Genomic DNA, 16,799 nt, shown 5'->3' on the forward strand with positions numbered 1-16,799 from the left:
ATCCGCGATGGCGACAGAACCCAGCAGGCCCCGCCTCCGCACCACCACCCGCGACCCCGAGGAACTCGCCCGCAGGCTCACGGCCTGGCTCGGCGCGCGGCTGCCCGGGGCCAAGGCCACCGGAGTGCGGGTGCCCGAGTCCAACGGCATGTCGAGCGAGACCCTCCTCTTCGACATAGAGCACCCACAACCACCGCTGCGGGCCTGCGCGTTGCGCGTGGCGGCGGATCCGGCCGCCTACACGATCTTCCCGGTCTACGACCTGCCGCGCCAGCACCGCACGATGCGGCTGGTCGCCGAGCACACCGACCTGCCGGTGCCGCGCGTGCTGTGGCTGGAGGAGGACCCGGGGCCGCTCGGCGCGCCCTTCTTCGTCATGGAGCGGGTCGAGGGACGCGTGCCGCCGGACGTCATGCCCTATACGTACGAGGGCAATTGGCTCCACGCGGCGAGCGACGCCGAGCGTACGCACCTGGAGGACGCGTCGATCCGCCTGCTCGCCCATCTCCACGACCAAGTGCCCGTCGCGGAAGCCGAGTTCCTCGCCCTGCCCGGCGAAGGCAGCCCGCTGCGCCGCCACGTCGACGCCCAACGCGCCTACTACGGCTGGGTGGTCGACGGCCTGCCCCGCTCACCCCTCATCGAGCGCGCCTTCGAGCGGCTGGAGGAGCTGTGGCCGGACGACGAGGGCGAGCCCGTCCTCAACTGGGGTGACGCGCGCATCGGCAACGTCATCTACGACGGCTTCGACCCCGTGGCCGTACTGGACTGGGAGATGGCGGCGCTCGCACCCCGCGAGGTCGACCTCGGCTGGTTCGTCTATCTGCACCGCTTCTTCCAGGACCTGACGGTGAGCTTCGGCCAGGAGGGCCTGCCCGGCTTCCTGCGCCGCGACACCATCGAGGAGGGCTATGCCCGGCTCACCGGCCACACACCCAGGTCCATGGACTTCCACACGCTGTACGCGGCACTGCGGCACGCCGTCGTCATGCTCCGCGTCGCCTACCGGCAGGTGCACTTCGGTGAGACCGCGGTCCCCGAGGACCCGGACACGCTGATCCTGCACCACGCCAGCCTGGCGGCCATGGTGCAGGGCAGCTACTGGTAGCCCTCAGGCCGCGGAGCGCCGGTCCGGCTGAGGCACGACGCGCAGCGGGCGCGAGCCCTGGCCGCCGACGTGGGAGAAGGGCTGGGTACGCCAGTCGAGCCCCTGAGGGAGCGTCAGGAGCAGGGCGGTGTCCTGCTCCTGAGCCTCCATCGACTCGTCGGCGGGCTCGGCGTCGGCCGCGGCACGGCCCGTGCCCGCGCACACCGTGAGCCCGAACGGGTTCCACGGCTGGGCGCACAGCGCGTGCTCGGGCAGCACGTCCTCGTCGGCCAGGAGCGCGATGGGCTGCGCGCAGTCCGGGCACGTCACCCGGTACATCTCGAAGGTGTCGTACGCGTCGAACTCGGATTCACCCGATTCGACGCCCTCCGATACGGGTGCGGACGCGGATTCGTCGGAGCGCTGCTGCTTGCTGCGGGCAGTGCGACCGGGGCGCTTCAGATTCTGCATGGGACTCTCCCCCTTGGGTGGGCCGAGAAGGCGCTGCGGCCTCGGCCACAGCAAGCACTTCCCGTCCCGTCGTAGACGTAATCGTGACATCCCTTTGGACACGGTCACAGGTATGTGGCGTTCGTCACATGCCCCGAGAAGATGCCGCCGTCGCGCCTATCGGTATCCGGAGGGATCAAGAGCCCTGTAGGTTCGGCGCATGGAGGAGCTGGACCGACAGATCGTGCAGCTGCTCGTCAAGGACGGGCGGATGAGCTACACCGACCTGGGCAAGGCCACGGGCCTGTCCACATCGGCCGTGCACCAGCGGGTGCGCCGCCTGGAGCAGCGCGGCGTCATCCGCGGCTATGCCGCGGTCGTGGACGCCGAGGCCGTCGGGCTGCCGCTCACCGCGTTCATCTCGGTGAAGCCGTTCGACCCCAGCGCACCCGACGACATCGCCGAACGCCTCGCGGGCGTCCCGGAGATCGAGGCGTGCCACAGCGTCGCGGGCGACGAGAACTACATCCTCAAGGTGCGCGTCGCGACCCCCCTTGAACTCGAACACCTGCTGAGCCGTCTGCGCGCACTGGCCGGCGTCTCCACACGCACGACGGTCGTCCTCTCCACGCCGTACGAGGCCAGGCCCCCGCAGGTCTGAACCGCCCGTGGGCGACCCCTGCGCGGGGCCCGCACGGGCAGGGGCCAGACTGGTCCCATGAGCGAGAGCACCACCCCCCAGAACGGGCCTCAGGGCCACCGCACCGTGCTGCTGCGCGGTGGCGACGTCCACAGCCCCGCCGATCCGTTCGCCACGGCCATGGTCGTCGAACGCGGGCACGTCGCCTGGGTGGGATCCGAGGGTGCGGCCGACGCCTTCGCCGACGGCGTGGACGAGGTCGTCGACCTCGAAGGAGCGCTCGTCACCCCCGCGTTCACCGATGCGCATGTGCACACCACGTCGACCGGCCTCGCCCTGACGGGCCTCGACCTGACGGGTGCCCGCTCCCTGGGCGAAGCGCTCGTTCTCGTGCGTGAGCACGCCGCCGCACGGCCGCACGACCGGGTCCTGCTCGGCCACGGCTGGGACGCGGCCCGCTGGGCGGACGGCCGTCCGCCCACGCGCGCGGAACTCGACGAGGCGGCCGGTGGCCGTCCCCTCTACCTCACCCGCATCGACGTGCACTCGGCCGTGGTCACCACGGCCCTGCTCGACCTCGTCCCCGGCATCACCGGACGCACCGGCTTCCGCCCGGACGCGCCCCTGACCGGCGACGCCCATCACGCGGTGCGCGCCGCGGCACTCGGCGCGCTCTCCCCGCAGCAGCGCACCGAGGCCCAGCGGGCGGCGCTGCGACGTGCCGCGTCCCTCGGCATCGGCTCCGTGCACGAGTGCGCGGGCCCCGAGATCTCCAGCGAGGACGACCTCACCGGGCTGCTGCGCCTCGCCGCCGACGAGTCCGGGCCGCGCGTCGTCGGCTACTGGGCGCAGCAGGGCGAGGAAGGCGTCGCCCGTGCAAAGGAACTGGGGGCCGTCGGCGCCGCGGGTGACCTCTTCGTCGACGGGGCCCTGGGCTCGCACACCGCCTGCCTGCACGAGCCGTACGCCGACTCCGGCCACGCCGGCACCGCCTACCTGGACGCGGCCGCCGTCGCCGCGCACGTCGTCGCCTGCACCGAGGCAGGGATGCAGGCGGGTTTCCACGCCATCGGTGACGCCGCGGTGACCGCCGTCGTCGAGGGCATCCGCGCCGCCTCCGAGAAGGTCGGCCTGGCCCGCGTCCGCGCCGCGAGGCACCGCATCGAGCACGCCGAGATGCTCACCCCGGAGACGATCGCCGCCTTCGCGGAACTCGGCCTCACCGCCTCCGTCCAGCCCGCGTTCGACGCCCTGTGGGGCGGCGACGACGGCATGTACGTGCAGCGCCTCGGCGCCGAACGGGCCCGCACCCTCAATCCGTACGCGGCCCTCCTGCGCACCGGCGTCCCGCTCGCCTTCGGCTCCGACAGCCCCGTCACGCCGCTCGACCCCTGGGGCACCGTCCGTGCCGCCGCGTTCCACCAGACCCTTGAGCACCGCGTGTCGGTGCGCGCGGCCTTCACGGCCCACACCCGGGGCGGCTGGCGGGCCATCGGCCGGGACGACGCGGGCGTCCTGGTGCCGGGGGCGCCCGCCGACTACGCCGTCTGGCGCACCGCGGAGCTCGTGGTCCAGGCGCCGGACGACCGCGTCGCCCGCTGGTCGACCGACCCGCGCTCCGGCACGCCCGGCCTGCCGGACCTCTCCCCGGGCGCCGAACTCCCCGTCTGCCTGCGCACGGTGGTCTTCGGACAGCCGGTCTTCGTACGGCCGGACGAGTGATGTCCCGGCGGTGCGTACGGCCGATCGCGGCCCGTTGTCGCGTCGCACGACCTGCGTATCCTCGGCACTGACCTGGCTGTCTTTGGAATCGGCCCAGGTCACATGGCTATTGACAGAACGCGGCCGTCGGCCGGTAGGTTCGGCCGGGTCCACCAAAGGACGTCCGACCGGAGAAATTCCACGCAGCCGTCGAACGCCGCTGGGCCATGGGCGGTGTGCCGCACCGGCGCACCACCACTGGGAGCCAGGTCCAGCGCCCGCGCCGCGGAAGCGAGGGAACGTTCCACCGGGCCGGCAGGTGTGACCCGGGTGGGGCCCGGACGCTCAGTAGACAACGGCTCTCGGTCGACCCGCAGCCAGCGGGCCCCAGGTCGGCCCGAAGGGTGCCGGGCCCCGATCCGCAGTACTCCCCTCTACCGCCCGTGCCGCCGTGGCCGTGCGGGAAGCGGCCACTATGGTGGTCCTCTGCGTACGAACGAAGGGGCAGTAGTGAACGACGGCGGTGCGGTCTCCGAAACCGGTGACCAGGGGAGGCAGTTCGGCCCGCTCGGCCTGGCCTTGGTGATCATTCCGACCTACAACGAGGCGGAGAACCTCCAGGCCATCGTCGGTCGTGTCCGCGTCGCCGTGCCCGAGGCGCACATCCTCGTCGCCGACGACAACAGCCCCGACGGCACCGGCAAGATCGCCGACGAGCTCGCGGCCGACGACGAGAACGTGCACGTGCTGCACCGCAAGGGCAAGGAAGGCCTCGGCGCGGCCTATCTCGCGGGCTTCCAGTGGGGCCTGGACAACGGCTACGGCGTGGTCGTCGAGATGGACGCCGACGGCTCCCACCAGCCCGAGGAGCTGCCCCGGCTGCTCACCGCGCTCAAGGGTGCCGACCTCGTGCTCGGCTCGCGCTGGGTGCCGGGCGGACGGATCGTCAACTGGCCCAAGTATCGCGAGATCATCTCCCGCGGCGGCAGCACTTACTCCCGTCTGATGCTCGACGTGCCGATCCGCGACGTCACCGGCGGCTACCGCGCCTTCCGCCGCGAGACCCTCGAAGGCATCGGCCTCGGCGAGGTCGCCTCGCAGGGGTACTGCTTCCAGGTCGACCTGGCGCGCCGCGCGATCAAGGCGGGCTATCACGTCGTCGAGGTGCCGATCACCTTCGTCGAGCGCGAGCACGGCGACAGCAAGATGAGCCAGGACATCGTGGCCGAGGCGCTGTGGCGGGTCACCGCGTGGGGCGTGGGGGAGCGGGTGGGCCGTGTGGGCCGCGCCCTGGGCCGCAAGGACGCCGAAGGTGCGCAGGAGCCCTCCAAGGACGCCAAGAAGCCCTGATCGTCGCTCCTGCGGCCGTTTGCCGTCGCCCGGCGGCCGTTTGTTGATCACTCCCTTATGCCGGTCTGAGCCGGGCCCAGGCACACTGGAGCCATGACGACTGGCGTACCGCCCACCAGACCCGCCCGGCCCCGGCGCTCCCGCGTCCTGAGGTTCCTGCCGCTCGGCATCGCCGCGTGGCTGGTCCTGGAGATCTGGCTGCTCACCGTCGTGGCGGGCGCCGCCGGCGGGCTCACGGTGTTCTTGCTGCTCGTGGCCGGTGTGGTGCTCGGCGGCATGGTCATCAAGCACGCCGGGCGGCGCGCCTTCCGCGAGCTGAGCGAGGCGGTCCAACAGCAGCAGAGCGGCCTGGCGCCGCATCCCTCCGAGCGGGGCGGCGGCAACGCCCTGACGATGCTGGGCGGCCTGCTGATCATCCTGCCGGGGCTGATCTCCGACGCCCTGGGACTGCTTCTGCTGGTGCCGCCCGTCCAGAAGGCCGTCAGCCGGACGGCGGAGAAGACCTTCGAGCGCAAGGTCCGCGAGGCGGCCACCCAGGGCGGTCTCGGCGAGGCCTTCCAGCAGGCGCGCATGCACCGACCGGACGGCAAGGTCGTCCAGGGAGAGGTCATCAGGGACGACGAGCGTCCGCCCCGCGGCCCGCACCCGGACGACCCGCAGCTGCCGCCGCGCTGAGCGGCCCGGCGCGGCACGAAGGACGCTGCGCAACGAACGCAGCACGAAGGCCGGGGCCACTGCTGAGCAGTGGCCCCGGCCTTCGTGTGCGGTGTTGTTCAGTTCGCCGTCAGGCGGACTTGCGGCTGTCCCGCGGATGCACCGCGATGTTCATGGCTCCTGACCGGAGAACCGCGAGGCGCTCCTCCAGGACCTCCTCGAGTTCCTCTCGAGTACGGCGCTCCATGAGCATGTCCCAGTGCGTACGCGCAGGCTTCCCCTTCTTCTCTTCAGGTCCGTCGCCGTCTACGAGGAGTGCCTGGGCCCCGCAGACCTTGCACTCCCACTCCGGCGGGATCTCCGCCTCGACCGAGAACGGCATCTCGAAACGATGTCCGTTCTGGCATGCGTACTCCACGGCCTGGCGCGGAGCCAGGTCGATGCCGCGGTCGGTCTCGTAGCTTGTCACCACGAGGCGCGTGCCGCGAAGAGCTCGCTCACTCATGAATCGTGCCTCCCGGGCTTGTCGCCCACAGGACAGGTGTCGCTGTCGTCGTCATCCGGTCAACGTCCGGTCGGCGGTAAAGATTCCCGTTAAGGGTCATGCGTCGCCGTCGTATGCCGCCCCTTGTTGTACCCACCAGCGCCCGGTATGTCACATCTGACAGAGGATGTCACCCTGCGTTTCTGAATCTACAGCGCGCAGTAACGGTCCGCCTGGTAAGCCAAACGCGTACACTACCGCCCTTTGGCTTCAGTTGCTAAATCCTGTCGGGTACGGGATTCCCCGCGTCGCGGATCGCGCGCCCTACGGGTACCCGCGCCAGCAGGACGAAACCGATCACGAAGAAGGCCACGAGCGAGAGGATCGCGTCCCGGTAGCTCCCGGTGAGCTGATAGGTCAGGCCGAAGATCAGCGGCCCCAGCCAGGCCATCCCTCGGTCGCTGATCTCGTACGCGGAGAAGTACTCGGCTTCCTTGCCCGCGGGCACCAGATGCGAGAACAGGGACCGCGAGAGCGCCTGCGAACCCCCGAGCACCAGGCCGATCCCCGCCGCGAGCACGAAGAACCACACCGGCGCGCCCGCGGGCAGGAAGAACCCCGCCCCGATCGTCACCGTCCACGCGACGAGTGAACCGAGGATGGTCCGTTTGGCGCCGTACTTCCGTGCGAGGCGTCCCATGGCGAGTGCCCCGGCCACCGCGAGCACCTGGACGAGGAGGACCGCCACGATCAGCGTGGACTGGCCGAGACCGAGCTCCTCGGAGCCGTAGACGGACGCCTGGGAGATCACCGTCTGCACGCCGTCGTTGTAGACGAGGTAGGCGAGCAGGAAGGACAGGGTGTGCGGGTGGCGGCGCATGTCGCGCACGGTCGACGCGAGCTGCCGCCAGCCGCGTGCCGACGCCGTGGAAGGCGGCACCTTGCGGTCACGCAGCCGCCGCAGCGGTACGAGCGTGAAGGCGCCCCACCACACGCCCGCCGAGGCCAGGCAGATGCGCACGGCCGTCGACTCCGAGACACCGAAGGAGTCGTGGGCCAGGAACAGGACCAGGTTCGCCACCAGGACGAGCGCCCCCGCCGCGTAACCGAACGCCCAGCCGCGCGAGGAGACCGCGTCACGTTCCTCGGGAGGGGCGATCTGCGGCAGGTAGGAGTTGTAGAGCACCATCGAGACGGCCAGCGAGGCGTTGGCGACGATCAGCAGGAAACCGCCGAGCAGATAGCGGTCGCCGTCCAGGAAGAACATGCCCGCCGTCGCCGCGGCCCCCAGGTAGGCGGCCACCGCGAGGAGCGGCTTCTTTCGGCCCGTGCGGTCGGCGGCGGCGCCCGCCATCGGCATGACCACCACGGACAGGATCACCGACGCCGACACCGCGTACGCGAAGAAGGACCCGGCGCTGACCGGGACGCCCAGCGGGTGGACGTAGCCGTCGCCGTCCGCTGCCGACTTGGCGATCTCGGTCAGATACGGGCCGAGGAAGACCGTCAGGACGCTGGTCGAGTAGACCGAGCACGCCCAGTCGTAGAAGTACCAGCCGCGCTGCTCCCGCCTGCGGTCGGCGGCGCTCTCGTCGGCCGGTGGCGTTGCCCGCACGGTGTCGGTGCCCACCCGTGCCCCCTCGCTGGTCCCCGTGGTCCGCTGCCGCCCTGCCAGGCGGTCAGGCCCAGGCTCCCCGGTCCTTCAGCACTTCGCGCAGCGTCTCGATGTGATCAGAGATGATGCCATCTACACCGAGATCGAGAAGAGCGGCCATGCGTCCCGCGTCGTTCACCGTCCAGACGTGCACCTGCAGCCCGCGCGCGTGGGCCGCGCGGACGAAGCGACGGTCCACCACCCGTATCGCGCCGTGCGTCTCGGGCACCTGTGCGCAGACCGCGGAGCGGCGTACGCCGGCCGGGACCCCGAACGAGCTCAGCCGCAGGGCCGCCACGCCCCGCGTGCCGTACGAGGTGGCCAGGCGCGGGCCCGCGAGCCGTTGGGCGCGGGCCACGCGGGACTCGGAGAAGGAGCCGACGCACACGCGGTCCCAGGCGTCGGTGCGGCGCAGCAGTTCGAGGAGCGGGAGCAGGGCGGGTTCGGCCTTGACGTCCACGTTCCAGCGGACGTCGGGGAAGGACTCCAGGAGGTCCTCGAAGAGGGGCACCGGCTCGCTGCCCGCCACGCGCGCGTGGCGCACGGCGCTCCAGGGGAGATCGGCGATCCGCCCGCCCGTGTCCGCCACCCGGTCGAGCGTGTCGTCGTGGAAGGCCACCAGGCGGCCGTCCGACGTGGCGTGCACATCCGTCTCGATGTAGCGGTACCCCAGGTCGACCGCGCGCCGGAACGCGGCGGCGGTGTTCTCCAGGCCGTCCGCCGCCCCGCCCCGGTGGGCGAAGGCGAGCGGTCCGGGATGGTCGAGGTAGGGATGGCGTACTCGCGGGGTCACCGCTGCAGTATCGCCTGCTCCGGTGGCCCGCCGGCAGCCACCACGCCTCCCTCGGATGGAGCAGGGGCGACGGTGAAGAAGCGCAGGAAGAACTGGGCGAGGGGGCCGATCGCCAGCGCGTAGAGCACCGTGCCGACGCCCACCGTGCCCCCGAAGGCGAAACCGGTGGCGACCACGGCCACCTCGACCAGCGTCCGCATCAGCCGGATCGAGCGGCCCGTCCGCTGGTGCAGGCCCGTCATGAGGCCGTCCCGGGGGCCGGGCCCGAACTTGGCGGCGATGTAGAGCCCGGTCGCCACGCCGTTCAGGACGATGCCCGCCACGAGCAGCGCGATGCGGGCGGCGAGCGCGTGCGCGTCCGGCATCAATGCGAGGGTGCCGTCCATCGCGAGGCCCACGACGAAGACGTTGGAGACCGTGCCGAGTCCGGGGCGCTGGCGCAGCGGGATCCACAGGAGCAGCACCGCCGCGCCGATGAAGATCGAGACGACACCGATGGACATCCCCGTGAGCTCGGCGAGGCCCTGATGCAGCACGTTCCACGGTTCGAGGCCGAGTCCGGCCACCACCAGGAGTCCGGAGCTCGCGCCGTAGAGCGCCAGGCCGACGTACAGCTGGATCAGCCGTCGTGCGAGATGTGGCTTGGTCGTGGACAAGAGATGCCCCCCTGCTGGTGGTGGTGGCCTGACGCATGACACTCTGTGGCTCGTAAAGGGATACCAACCATGGCCAATTCCAGGAAGGTGGACTGGGAATCATGGCTCAGTGGACTTCGGCGGTGGGCGCCACACAGCTCGCCCGGCTGCTCACCTCCCAGCAGACGCGCCCCGCGGGCCCCGGCTCGCGCCGTCCGCCCGCCTATCGCGCGCTGGCCGACGGCGTCCGCATGCTCGTCCTCGAAGGCCGTGTCCCGGTCGCCGCACGCCTGCCCGCCGAGCGTGAGCTCGCCGTGTCCCTCGCGGTCAGCCGGACCACGGTCGCGGCCGCGTACGAGGCGCTGCGCACCGAAGGCTTCCTGGAATCCCGCAGGGGAGCGGGCAGTTGGACCGCGGTCCCGGCCGGAAACCCGCTGCCCGCGCGCGGTCTCGAACCCCTCCCGCCCGAGGCGCTCGGCTCCATGATCGACCTCGGCTGCGCCGCGCTGCCCGCGCCGGAGCCCTGGCTCACCCGCGCCGTGCAGGGCGCCCTGGAAGAGCTCCCTCCGTACGCGCACACGCACGGCGACTTCCCCGCCGGTCTGCCCGCGCTACGCCAGATGCTCGCCGAGCGCTACACCGCGCGCGGCATCCCGACCATGCCCGAACAGATCATGGTCACGACCGGCGCGATGGGCGCCATCGACGCCATCTGCCATCTGTTCGCCCCGCGCGGCGAACGCATCGCCGTCGAGTCCCCCTCGTACGCCAACATCCTTCAGTTGATGCGCGAGACGGGCGCACGTCTCGTGCCCGTCGCCATGTCCGAGGGGCTCGAGGGCTGGGACATGGACCGCTGGCGCCAGGTGCTGCGGGACGCGGCGCCCCGGCTCGCCTACGTGGTCGCCGACTTCCACAACCCCACGGGCGCCCTTGCCTCCGAGGACCAGCGACGCAAGCTCGTCGACGCCGCGCGCTCCGCGGGCACGGTCCTCGTCGTCGACGAGACCATGATCGAGCTGCAGCTCGACGACGACCTGACGATGCCGCGCCCGGTCTGCGGCTTCGACCCGGCGGGCTCGACCGTCATCACCGTCGGCTCGGCCAGCAAGGCCTTCTGGGCGGGCATGCGCATCGGCTGGGTGCGGGCAGCCCCCGACGTCATCCGCAGCCTCATCTCGGCACGCGCGTACGCCGACATGGGGACCCCGGTCCTGGAGCAGTTGGCGGTGAACTGGCTCCTGAGCACCGGCGGCTGGGAGTCGGCCGTGCAGGTGCGCAGGGCGCAGGCCCGCGAGAACCGCGACGCCCTGGTGGCCGCCGTCCGCCGTGAACTGCCCGAATGGGAGTTCGCGGTACCGGCGGGCGGCCTCACCCTGTGGGCGCGCTCGGGCGGACTCTCCGGCTCCCGTATCGCCGAAGTGGGCGAGCGGGTCGGGGTCAGGGTTCCGTCAGGGCCACGCTTCGGGGTGGACGGAGCCTTCGAGGGGTATGTGCGGCTGCCGTTCACCGTGGGAGGCGCGGTGGCCGAGGAAGCGGCGGTGCGGCTGGCCGCGGCCGCGCGTCTGGTCGAAACCGGGGCGGGCGGGGGCGTGGAGGCCTCACGGGCCTTCGTGGCCTGAGTCCTGGGTCGGGGGGAGGCGTCAGCTTTCGGCGGGCACGGGCTCCGGTTGCGCGCCTGGCTTCACCGCGGCCGTGTCGGCGTCGGCGGGGGCGCTTCGCGCGGGGGGCGTGGAGGCCTCACGGGCCTTCGTGGCCTGAGTCCTGGGTCGGGGGGAGGCGTCAGCTTTCGGCGGGCACGGGCTCCGGTTGCGCGCCCGGCTTCACCGCGGCTGTGTCGGCATCGGCGTCGGCGACGGCCTCGGTGGGCGGCTCTTCTGTGCTCGTCCCGGCGTCGGCGGGGGCACTCCGTGCGGGCAGCAGGTCCACCACCGCCTGACGGTGGGCCTCGCTCGTCGCGTCGTCGTACGGATCGGGCGTCGCGGGCACCTGGAGCCGGTGCACCTGACCCGTGCCGAGCCGGGCGTACCCGCGGCCGGGCGGGACATCGCAGGTGGGCGTCGTGCGCGGCGGCACCCCGAGGATGTCCTCGACCTGGTCGAGCGTCGTGGGGCCGAGGACCACGCGCGCGCGTGTGTGTTGGCGCACCGGGTCGCTCAGGGCGTCGATGCTGTCGAACTGATCGGCCACCACGACCGTGACGTTGGCCGCCCTGCCGTGCCGCAGGGGCACCTGCAGCAGGGACTGCGGGTCCTGGCGTCCGTCGGCCGCCGCGAGGTGACCGAGCACACTGGGGCGGTCCATGAGGATCCACAGGGGGCGCTTGGTGTCCTCCGGGGCGGGGTGCCCCGCCTGCCGGGCGCGGTTGGCGGAGATGAGGCGACGCTCCGTCTCGTGCGCCGCCCACTCCAGGCTCGCCAGGGCGCCGGCGAGCCCGCACTCGATGGCCAGGACGCCGTCGCGCCCGGTCAGGCAGGCGTAGTCGCCGATGCCGCTGCCTTCGACGATCAGGACGTCGCCGTGCTGCAGGGCCTGCAGGGCGACGGAGCGGAGCAGGGTGGTGGTGCCGCTGCCGGGCTCGCCGATCACCAGGAGGTGCGGCTCGGTGGAGCGGGAGCCGGTGCGCCAGACGACGGGGGGTACGTCGCGCTGTGTGTCGCCGTCCGTCACGGGGAGGGTGCGCTGGACCCCGGTGGGATCGGTGAAGCCGAGCACGGTCTCGCCGGGAGCCGTGACGAACCGCTGGGCGGCGATGTCGGTGGGCAGCGGGGGCAGCACGTTCACCGTGAGCTGGTTGCCCTCCTCGTCCCACTCGAAGTGGTACTCGCGGCCACGGCCCGCCTTGGCGTGCAGCAGCTGCTCGATGCGGGTGCGGGACTCGGTCTCGCCGTCCGTGAAGTACGCGGGGTAGCGCACCACCAGATGGGAGACACGGCCGTCGTCGTCGAACTCGTACGACGTGAGGGCCTTGTCCCACTCGCCGCCGTGCGCGAAGAGCGGTGCCGGGTCCTCGGGGACCGAGAAGTACGGCACCAGCGCTTCGTAGAGGGATTGCAGCCGCAGGGTCTGCGCCTCGTCGGGGCCGGTGGGGGCCGGCTCCGTGCGTTCCCGGCCGGTCCACGCGGCGGCCGCCATCAGGCAGATGGCGGCGAGCAGCGGACCGTACGGCATGAGGGTCACGACCAGGATCACGGAGGCCACCAGGAACAGCAGCGGTCCGCGCCGGTCCTTGGGGGTGTCGGCCCACTTGCGCCGCCCGGCCCCTGCAAGGCGGCGCAGTCCACGAGTGATCGTGATCAGCGGGTGGAGGACGTCGGTGGCGCTGTCGGCGGCCGACCGTGCGAACTCCCGGCTGCGGGCGATCGAGGCGGTGCCGTTGCTCAGGATGCGGGGGAGGGGGCGCCGGGCCACGTCAGTCTCCAGATGGTGCGAACGAAGTGCTGCAGGGGGCAGGAGGCGTCAGAACTTGATCCCGCCGAGGAGGCTCGCCAGGCTCGCGCTGCCGGCCTTGATGCTCGGGGCGATGGCGGTGCCCGCCATGAAGAAGCCGAAGAGCGCGCAGACCACGGCGTGGGACGCCTTGAGCCCGTCCTTGCGGAAGAACAGGAAGACGATGATGCCGAGCAGCACGACGCCCGAGATGGAAAGGATCATGACGGTTCTCCTGGTTGGTGGGGGCAGTCACCATGAGTTGTTCCAGGTTCACAGCATGTATCCATACGATTAAAGGTGCAAATGGGGTAATTTTCGCGAATTTCCCTCGAATGGCGGAGGGTTGTTGGGCCTCCCGAGCGCGCCTCCGGCAGACGTCCGGGTGCCTTCGTGATCTTTGCCGCGGGCGCGCCCCGTCATGTGCCCGGACGGGCAGTACCCTGTCGATTCACTCGTACGGCTGCATCGGGCGCCGTACGCACCCCCGAAGTCACCCCGCAGTAGAAAGGCGGTCTGGTCCATGAGCGAAGCCCCCGACCCGGAAGTCGTGGAGCTGGCGACCAAGATCTTCGATCTGGCGCGCCAGGGCGACACCGCGGCCCTCGCCGCGTACGTGGACGCAGGCGTTCCGGCGAACCTCACCAACGACAGCGGCGACTCGCTCGTGATGCTCGCCGCCTACCACGGCCACGCGGACGCGGTCCGGGCGCTCCTGGAGCGGGGCGGTGACGCCAACCGTGCCAACGACCGGGGGCAGACGCCGCTCGCCGGCGCCGTCTTCAAGGGCGAGGACGCGGTGATCCGGGCGCTGCTCGACGGAGGAGCGGATCCGGCCGCGGGCACGCCGTCGGCGGTGGACACCGCCCGCATGTTCGCCAAGACGGAGCTGCTCGCGCTGTTCGGGGCGGCCTGAGCGGGGTACCTGACCAGCAACAACGGGGGCGCTGGAAATGTGGTCGCGGCGGTGTGAACCGCTGGGTCATCATGACGACGTGATTCACGGACGCGACGGCGGGGCAGGAGTTGCCGCACCGCGTGGACCGTGAGCGGCCCGCCCCCGGACCTCCCGTCCGGGATCTCTACGGGCCACCGACGAGAGGCAGAGAAAGATGGTCTACAGCAAGCAGAAGACGGCGGGCGGCCCGACGTGTTGGCGCACGGCCAGGTAATTCACGATTCCCGGTTGCGTCGACGCTTGATGTGAGGCTGTTTCCCATGTTCGATCCGGTCATAGCGCCCAGCGGTACGCTGCTCGGCCTGCTGCAGCGAGGCCGCGGCGACGGCACCCTGCACGCACTCACCGCAGCCAGGTCCGAGGCGCTCGCCGCCTTGGAGACCTGCGTGCTCCACGACCCACGCCACGACTGGCAGGTCGAGAACCGCTCCCTCTACTACGCCAGGCTCTACCTCGATCTCCGTGGCGGGATCGAGGAGATCGAGCGGCATCTGTTCGACCCCGAGGACGTCCTGAACACGGACGACTCACGCACCGGCCTGGCGCTCGCCGTCCTGGGGCACCTCGCCTCGTACGGCAGGCACGACGCCCTCGAACTGCTGCGCCGGTACGCCGCCTTCGGCACCAACTGGGCCTGGGCCCTGGACGAACTGGCGATGCGTGACGACGACGCGGGCCTGCGCGCCCTCGCCGTGCCGGTGCTCGCCAGGTTCCCCTCGGACGCCGAGGGCGAGGCCGAACTGGCCGCCGTCGTGCGCGACGCCTACGAACCCCGGCCCTGGCGGCTGTGGGAGGAGGACCCCCGGGAGGCCGTCGGTGCCCGGGTGCGCGCCGCACGCGAACAGGGCTCCTTCGACCGCTGGCAACGACAGATGCGCCCCTCGGGGCCACGCCCCGGCTGGAGCGTCCAGGCCGTCTTCGACTGGGCGCAGGAAGGGCTCGAACGCGGCACCGTCCTGCATGTGCCCGCCGCCCGCTGCCTGAGCGCGGTCGCCGGGCCCGAGGATCGCGCCGAGATCCTCGAAGCCGCCCGCAACGGCTCCGACGGGGCGCGCGGCACGGCCCTGCGCTACCTCGCCGACGCCCAGGACCCCGACGTGTTCGACCTCATCGAGTTCGCCGTGGAGAGCCCGTCGCGGGCCGTCGTGGACGCCGCGGCAGAGGCCTTCGAACGGATGCGCAGCGTCGCCGCCGTCGAGCGGGCCCGTCGCTGGGCCCAGCGGCCCGACGAGCTCGGCGCCGCCGCGGGACGGGTCCTCGCCTGCAGGGGCGGTGCCCAGGACAGCAAGCTCGTGCTCGCCGCACTCCGCGAGGCCGTCCGCGGCGAAGGCCCGGACGCGCCGACCCTCTGGACCCTCGTCGACGGCGCGGGACGGCTCGGCATCGCCTGCGCGGCCCCCGTCCTTCGCCACGTCTACCGCGAGACCGCCTCCTCCCACCTGCGCGGCCGCGCCGCCCGCGCGCTCGCCGCCACCGATCCCTCCTTCGCCGCCGGATTCGCCGTCGAGTGCCTGTGGGACTGCGAGGAATCCACCCGCGAGGTCGCCGCACGGCACGCCGAGACCGGTGACGCCCGCGTGGTCACCCAGCTCAGAAGGCTCGCCGCGGACCCCGCCGAGGAGGACGAGGTACAGACCGCGGTACGCAGCAGGATCGACCCCGACGCGGCCGAGGTGTGACCCGCGCGCCCCGGGGCGGGGCGCGCGGAGGGCAACGCTCATGGGACGTTCCTCGCCAGGAAAGATCCACGTTGACGTGACCACGCCCCGCGGGACGACAACACGGGTATGCGTGTCGTCATCGTCACCGAATCCTTCCCTCCCGACGTCAACGGCGTGGCGCACTGCGCCCTGCAGACCGCCCGGCAGCTCGCCGCACGCGGCCACGACCCCCTGGTCATCGCCCCGGCCCCTGCGGCCGGGGCGGACGCCGCAGCCGACGCAAGCGCGCCCTGCCCCGTCATCCGCGTCCCCTCCCTGCCGCTTCCCGGATACCCCCAGGTCAGGGTGGCCCTGCCCAGCTGGCGCCTGTCGGCGGCGCTGAGCGCGCACGGGGCCCAACTCGTCCACCTGGCCAGCCCGTTCGTCCTCGGCGCGCGCGGCATGGCGTCCGCCGCGCGCCTGGGCCTACCCGCCGTCGCCGTCTACCAGACGGATCTGGGCGGCTACGCCCGTACGTACATGGGGATGGGCGAGTCCACCGCCTGGCGCCGCATCCGTGCCGTCCACGCCGCGGCCGACCGCACCCTCGCCCCGTCGTCCGCGGCCCTGCGTGATCTCGTGGCGCACGGGGTGCCGCGGGTGCGGCTGTGGCCTCGGGGCGTGGACACGGCCCGGTTCCGTCCCGCCCTTCGGGATGAGGCCGTACGCCGTGAACTCGCGCCGAACGGCGAGCTGATCGTCGGCTACGTGGGGCGTCTCGCCCCCGAGAAGCAGGTCGAGCTCCTCGCCGGGGTGTGCTCCCTTGAGGGCGTGCGTCTGGTCGTCGTCGGTGACGGACCCAGCGAGGGGTCCGTACGGGCGGCGCTGCCCGGCGCGGTGATGCTGGGGCGCCGCACCGGGGGTGAACTGGCGCGGATCTTCGCCTCGTTGGACCTCTTCGTGCATACGGGGCCCTACGAGACGTTCTGCCAGACGGTGCAGGAAGCCATGGCCAGCGGTGTGCCGGTGATCGCGCCCGCCGCGGGCGGGCCGCTCGACCTCGTCGTCCCGGGGCGCACCGGAGCCCTGGTGCCGCCGTGCGACGCCCTCGCGGTGCGGGACGCGGTCTGGGCGCTCGCCGCCGATCCGGGGCTGCGCGCGGCGTACGGGCGGGCGGGGCGTGCGGCCGTGGAGGGGCGGACCTGGGACGCGGTGGGCGAGCAGCTCGTCGACCACTACTCGCAGGTGCTTGCCGCGCGGACGGCGGGGGTGGCGGCGTGAGGGCGTCCTTGTACCGGGAGGCGGCTTACCGTGCGGCTGCGGC

General features: G+C 72.1%; 16 protein-coding genes. 9 read left to right on the forward strand and 7 right to left on the reverse strand.

What is annotated here, in order from left to right:
• Nucleotides 1–7 precede the first annotated feature (7 nt).
• Nucleotides 8–1,108: a phosphotransferase family protein gene (locus AB0I66_RS30105; RefSeq protein WP_363211079.1), complete on the forward strand. Its 1,101-nt coding sequence runs from the start codon at nt 8–10 to the stop codon at nt 1,106–1,108.
• Between the two features lie 3 nt (nt 1,109–1,111).
• Here AB0I66_RS30105 and AB0I66_RS30110 read toward each other — a convergent pair whose 3' ends face one another.
• Nucleotides 1,112–1,558: a hypothetical protein gene (locus AB0I66_RS30110; RefSeq protein WP_363211080.1), complete on the reverse strand. Its 447-nt coding sequence runs from the start codon at nt 1,556–1,558 to the stop codon at nt 1,112–1,114.
• Between the two features lie 199 nt (nt 1,559–1,757).
• Here AB0I66_RS30110 and AB0I66_RS30115 point away from each other — a divergent pair, with 199 nt between their 5' ends.
• The 4 genes from AB0I66_RS30115 (at nt 1,758) to fxsA (ending at nt 5,903) form a co-directional block, all read left to right on the forward strand.
• On the forward strand, nt 1,758–2,198 hold the full coding sequence (locus AB0I66_RS30115) for an Lrp/AsnC family transcriptional regulator (protein ID WP_160503714.1): 441 nt from the start codon (nt 1,758–1,760) through the stop codon (nt 2,196–2,198).
• A gap of 57 nt (nt 2,199–2,255) precedes the next feature.
• Entirely contained in the window at nt 2,256–3,899 is a 1,644-nt protein-coding gene (locus tag AB0I66_RS30120; RefSeq protein WP_363211081.1) for an amidohydrolase, read from the forward strand.
• Between the two features lie 489 nt (nt 3,900–4,388).
• The gene (locus tag AB0I66_RS30125; protein WP_363211082.1) at nt 4,389–5,228 is read left to right on the forward strand and encodes a polyprenol monophosphomannose synthase; all 840 of its coding nucleotides are present in this window, start codon (nt 4,389–4,391) and stop codon (nt 5,226–5,228) included.
• Nucleotides 5,229–5,321: 93 nt separating this feature from the next.
• Nucleotides 5,322–5,903, forward strand: a complete 582-nt coding sequence (gene fxsA, locus AB0I66_RS30130) for an FxsA family membrane protein (RefSeq protein WP_363211083.1) — start codon at nt 5,322–5,324, stop codon at nt 5,901–5,903.
• 109 nt (nt 5,904–6,012) lie between these two features.
• On the opposite strand, the gene AB0I66_RS30135 is transcribed toward fxsA, so the two are convergent.
• From AB0I66_RS30135 to AB0I66_RS30150, 4 genes are all read right to left on the reverse strand, one after another.
• Entirely contained in the window at nt 6,013–6,387 is a 375-nt protein-coding gene (locus AB0I66_RS30135) for an RNA polymerase-binding protein RbpA (protein ID WP_030360404.1), read from the reverse strand.
• Between the two features lie 256 nt (nt 6,388–6,643).
• Entirely contained in the window at nt 6,644–7,996 is a 1,353-nt protein-coding gene (locus tag AB0I66_RS30140; protein WP_363211084.1) for an MFS transporter, read from the reverse strand.
• Between the two features lie 49 nt (nt 7,997–8,045).
• On the reverse strand, nt 8,046–8,813 hold the full coding sequence (locus AB0I66_RS30145) for a glycerophosphodiester phosphodiesterase (RefSeq protein ID WP_363211085.1): 768 nt from the start codon (nt 8,811–8,813) through the stop codon (nt 8,046–8,048).
• Complete coding sequence (locus AB0I66_RS30150) at nt 8,810–9,469, reverse strand: hypothetical protein (RefSeq protein WP_363211086.1); 660 nt, start codon at nt 9,467–9,469, stop codon at nt 8,810–8,812. Before AB0I66_RS30150 ends, AB0I66_RS30145 begins: the two co-directional genes overlap by 4 nt.
• 101 nt (nt 9,470–9,570) lie before the next feature.
• Between AB0I66_RS30150 and AB0I66_RS30155 the strand changes: the two genes are divergently transcribed.
• Entirely contained in the window at nt 9,571–11,070 is a 1,500-nt protein-coding gene (locus AB0I66_RS30155) for a PLP-dependent aminotransferase family protein (protein ID WP_363211087.1), read from the forward strand.
• A gap of 160 nt (nt 11,071–11,230) precedes the next feature.
• Here the strand turns inward: AB0I66_RS30155 and AB0I66_RS30160 are convergent, their stop codons facing one another.
• Both AB0I66_RS30160 and AB0I66_RS30165 read right to left on the reverse strand, forming a co-directional pair.
• The gene (locus tag AB0I66_RS30160) at nt 11,231–12,859 is read right to left on the reverse strand and encodes an ATP-binding protein (protein ID WP_363211088.1); all 1,629 of its coding nucleotides are present in this window, start codon (nt 12,857–12,859) and stop codon (nt 11,231–11,233) included.
• A gap of 48 nt (nt 12,860–12,907) precedes the next feature.
• Nucleotides 12,908–13,102 (reverse strand): hypothetical protein, encoded by a 195-nt coding sequence (locus AB0I66_RS30165; protein ID WP_160503705.1) that lies wholly within the window; start codon nt 13,100–13,102, stop codon nt 12,908–12,910.
• Nucleotides 13,103–13,400: 298 nt separating this feature from the next.
• Between AB0I66_RS30165 and AB0I66_RS30170 the strand changes: the two genes are divergently transcribed.
• The 3 genes from AB0I66_RS30170 to AB0I66_RS30180 all read left to right on the forward strand — a co-directional run bounded on the left by AB0I66_RS30170 (nt 13,401) and on the right by AB0I66_RS30180 (nt 16,756).
• Nucleotides 13,401–13,793, forward strand: coding sequence for an ankyrin repeat domain-containing protein (locus AB0I66_RS30170; RefSeq protein WP_363211089.1), 393 nt, complete (start codon nt 13,401–13,403; stop codon nt 13,791–13,793).
• A 302-nt stretch (nt 13,794–14,095) separates the two neighbouring features.
• Nucleotides 14,096–15,514, forward strand: coding sequence for a HEAT repeat domain-containing protein (locus AB0I66_RS30175; protein WP_363211090.1), 1,419 nt, complete (start codon nt 14,096–14,098; stop codon nt 15,512–15,514).
• 108 nt (nt 15,515–15,622) lie between these two features.
• Complete coding sequence (locus tag AB0I66_RS30180) at nt 15,623–16,756, forward strand: glycosyltransferase family 1 protein (protein WP_363211091.1); 1,134 nt, start codon at nt 15,623–15,625, stop codon at nt 16,754–16,756.
• Nucleotides 16,757–16,799 lie beyond the last annotated feature (43 nt).

The sequence above is a fragment of the Streptomyces sp. NPDC050439 genome, assembly GCF_040655335.1.
Lineage (GTDB): Bacteria > Actinomycetota > Actinomycetes > Streptomycetales > Streptomycetaceae > Streptomyces.

What these genes read in the sequence shown, in the direction of transcription:
- AB0I66_RS30105 (WP_363211079.1), top strand. Translation starts at nt 8, where the DNA reads ATGGCGACAGAACCCAGCAGGCCCCGCCTCCGCACCACCACCCGCGAC.
- AB0I66_RS30110 (WP_363211080.1), bottom strand. Translation starts at nt 1,558, where the DNA reads ATGCAGAATCTGAAGCGCCCCGGTCGCACTGCCCGCAGCAAGCAGCAG.
- AB0I66_RS30115 (WP_160503714.1), top strand. Translation starts at nt 1,758, where the DNA reads ATGGAGGAGCTGGACCGACAGATCGTGCAGCTGCTCGTCAAGGACGGG.
- AB0I66_RS30120 (WP_363211081.1), top strand. Translation starts at nt 2,256, where the DNA reads ATGAGCGAGAGCACCACCCCCCAGAACGGGCCTCAGGGCCACCGCACC.
- fxsA (WP_363211083.1), top strand. Translation starts at nt 5,322, where the DNA reads ATGACGACTGGCGTACCGCCCACCAGACCCGCCCGGCCCCGGCGCTCC.
- AB0I66_RS30135 (WP_030360404.1), bottom strand. Translation starts at nt 6,387, where the DNA reads ATGAGTGAGCGAGCTCTTCGCGGCACGCGCCTCGTGGTGACAAGCTAC.
- AB0I66_RS30155 (WP_363211087.1), top strand. Translation starts at nt 9,571, where the DNA reads ATGGCTCAGTGGACTTCGGCGGTGGGCGCCACACAGCTCGCCCGGCTG.
- AB0I66_RS30165 (WP_160503705.1), bottom strand. Translation starts at nt 13,102, where the DNA reads ATGATCCTTTCCATCTCGGGCGTCGTGCTGCTCGGCATCATCGTCTTC.
- AB0I66_RS30170 (WP_363211089.1), top strand. Translation starts at nt 13,401, where the DNA reads ATGAGCGAAGCCCCCGACCCGGAAGTCGTGGAGCTGGCGACCAAGATC.
- AB0I66_RS30175 (WP_363211090.1), top strand. Translation starts at nt 14,096, where the DNA reads ATGTTCGATCCGGTCATAGCGCCCAGCGGTACGCTGCTCGGCCTGCTG.
- AB0I66_RS30180 (WP_363211091.1), top strand. Translation starts at nt 15,623, where the DNA reads ATGCGTGTCGTCATCGTCACCGAATCCTTCCCTCCCGACGTCAACGGC.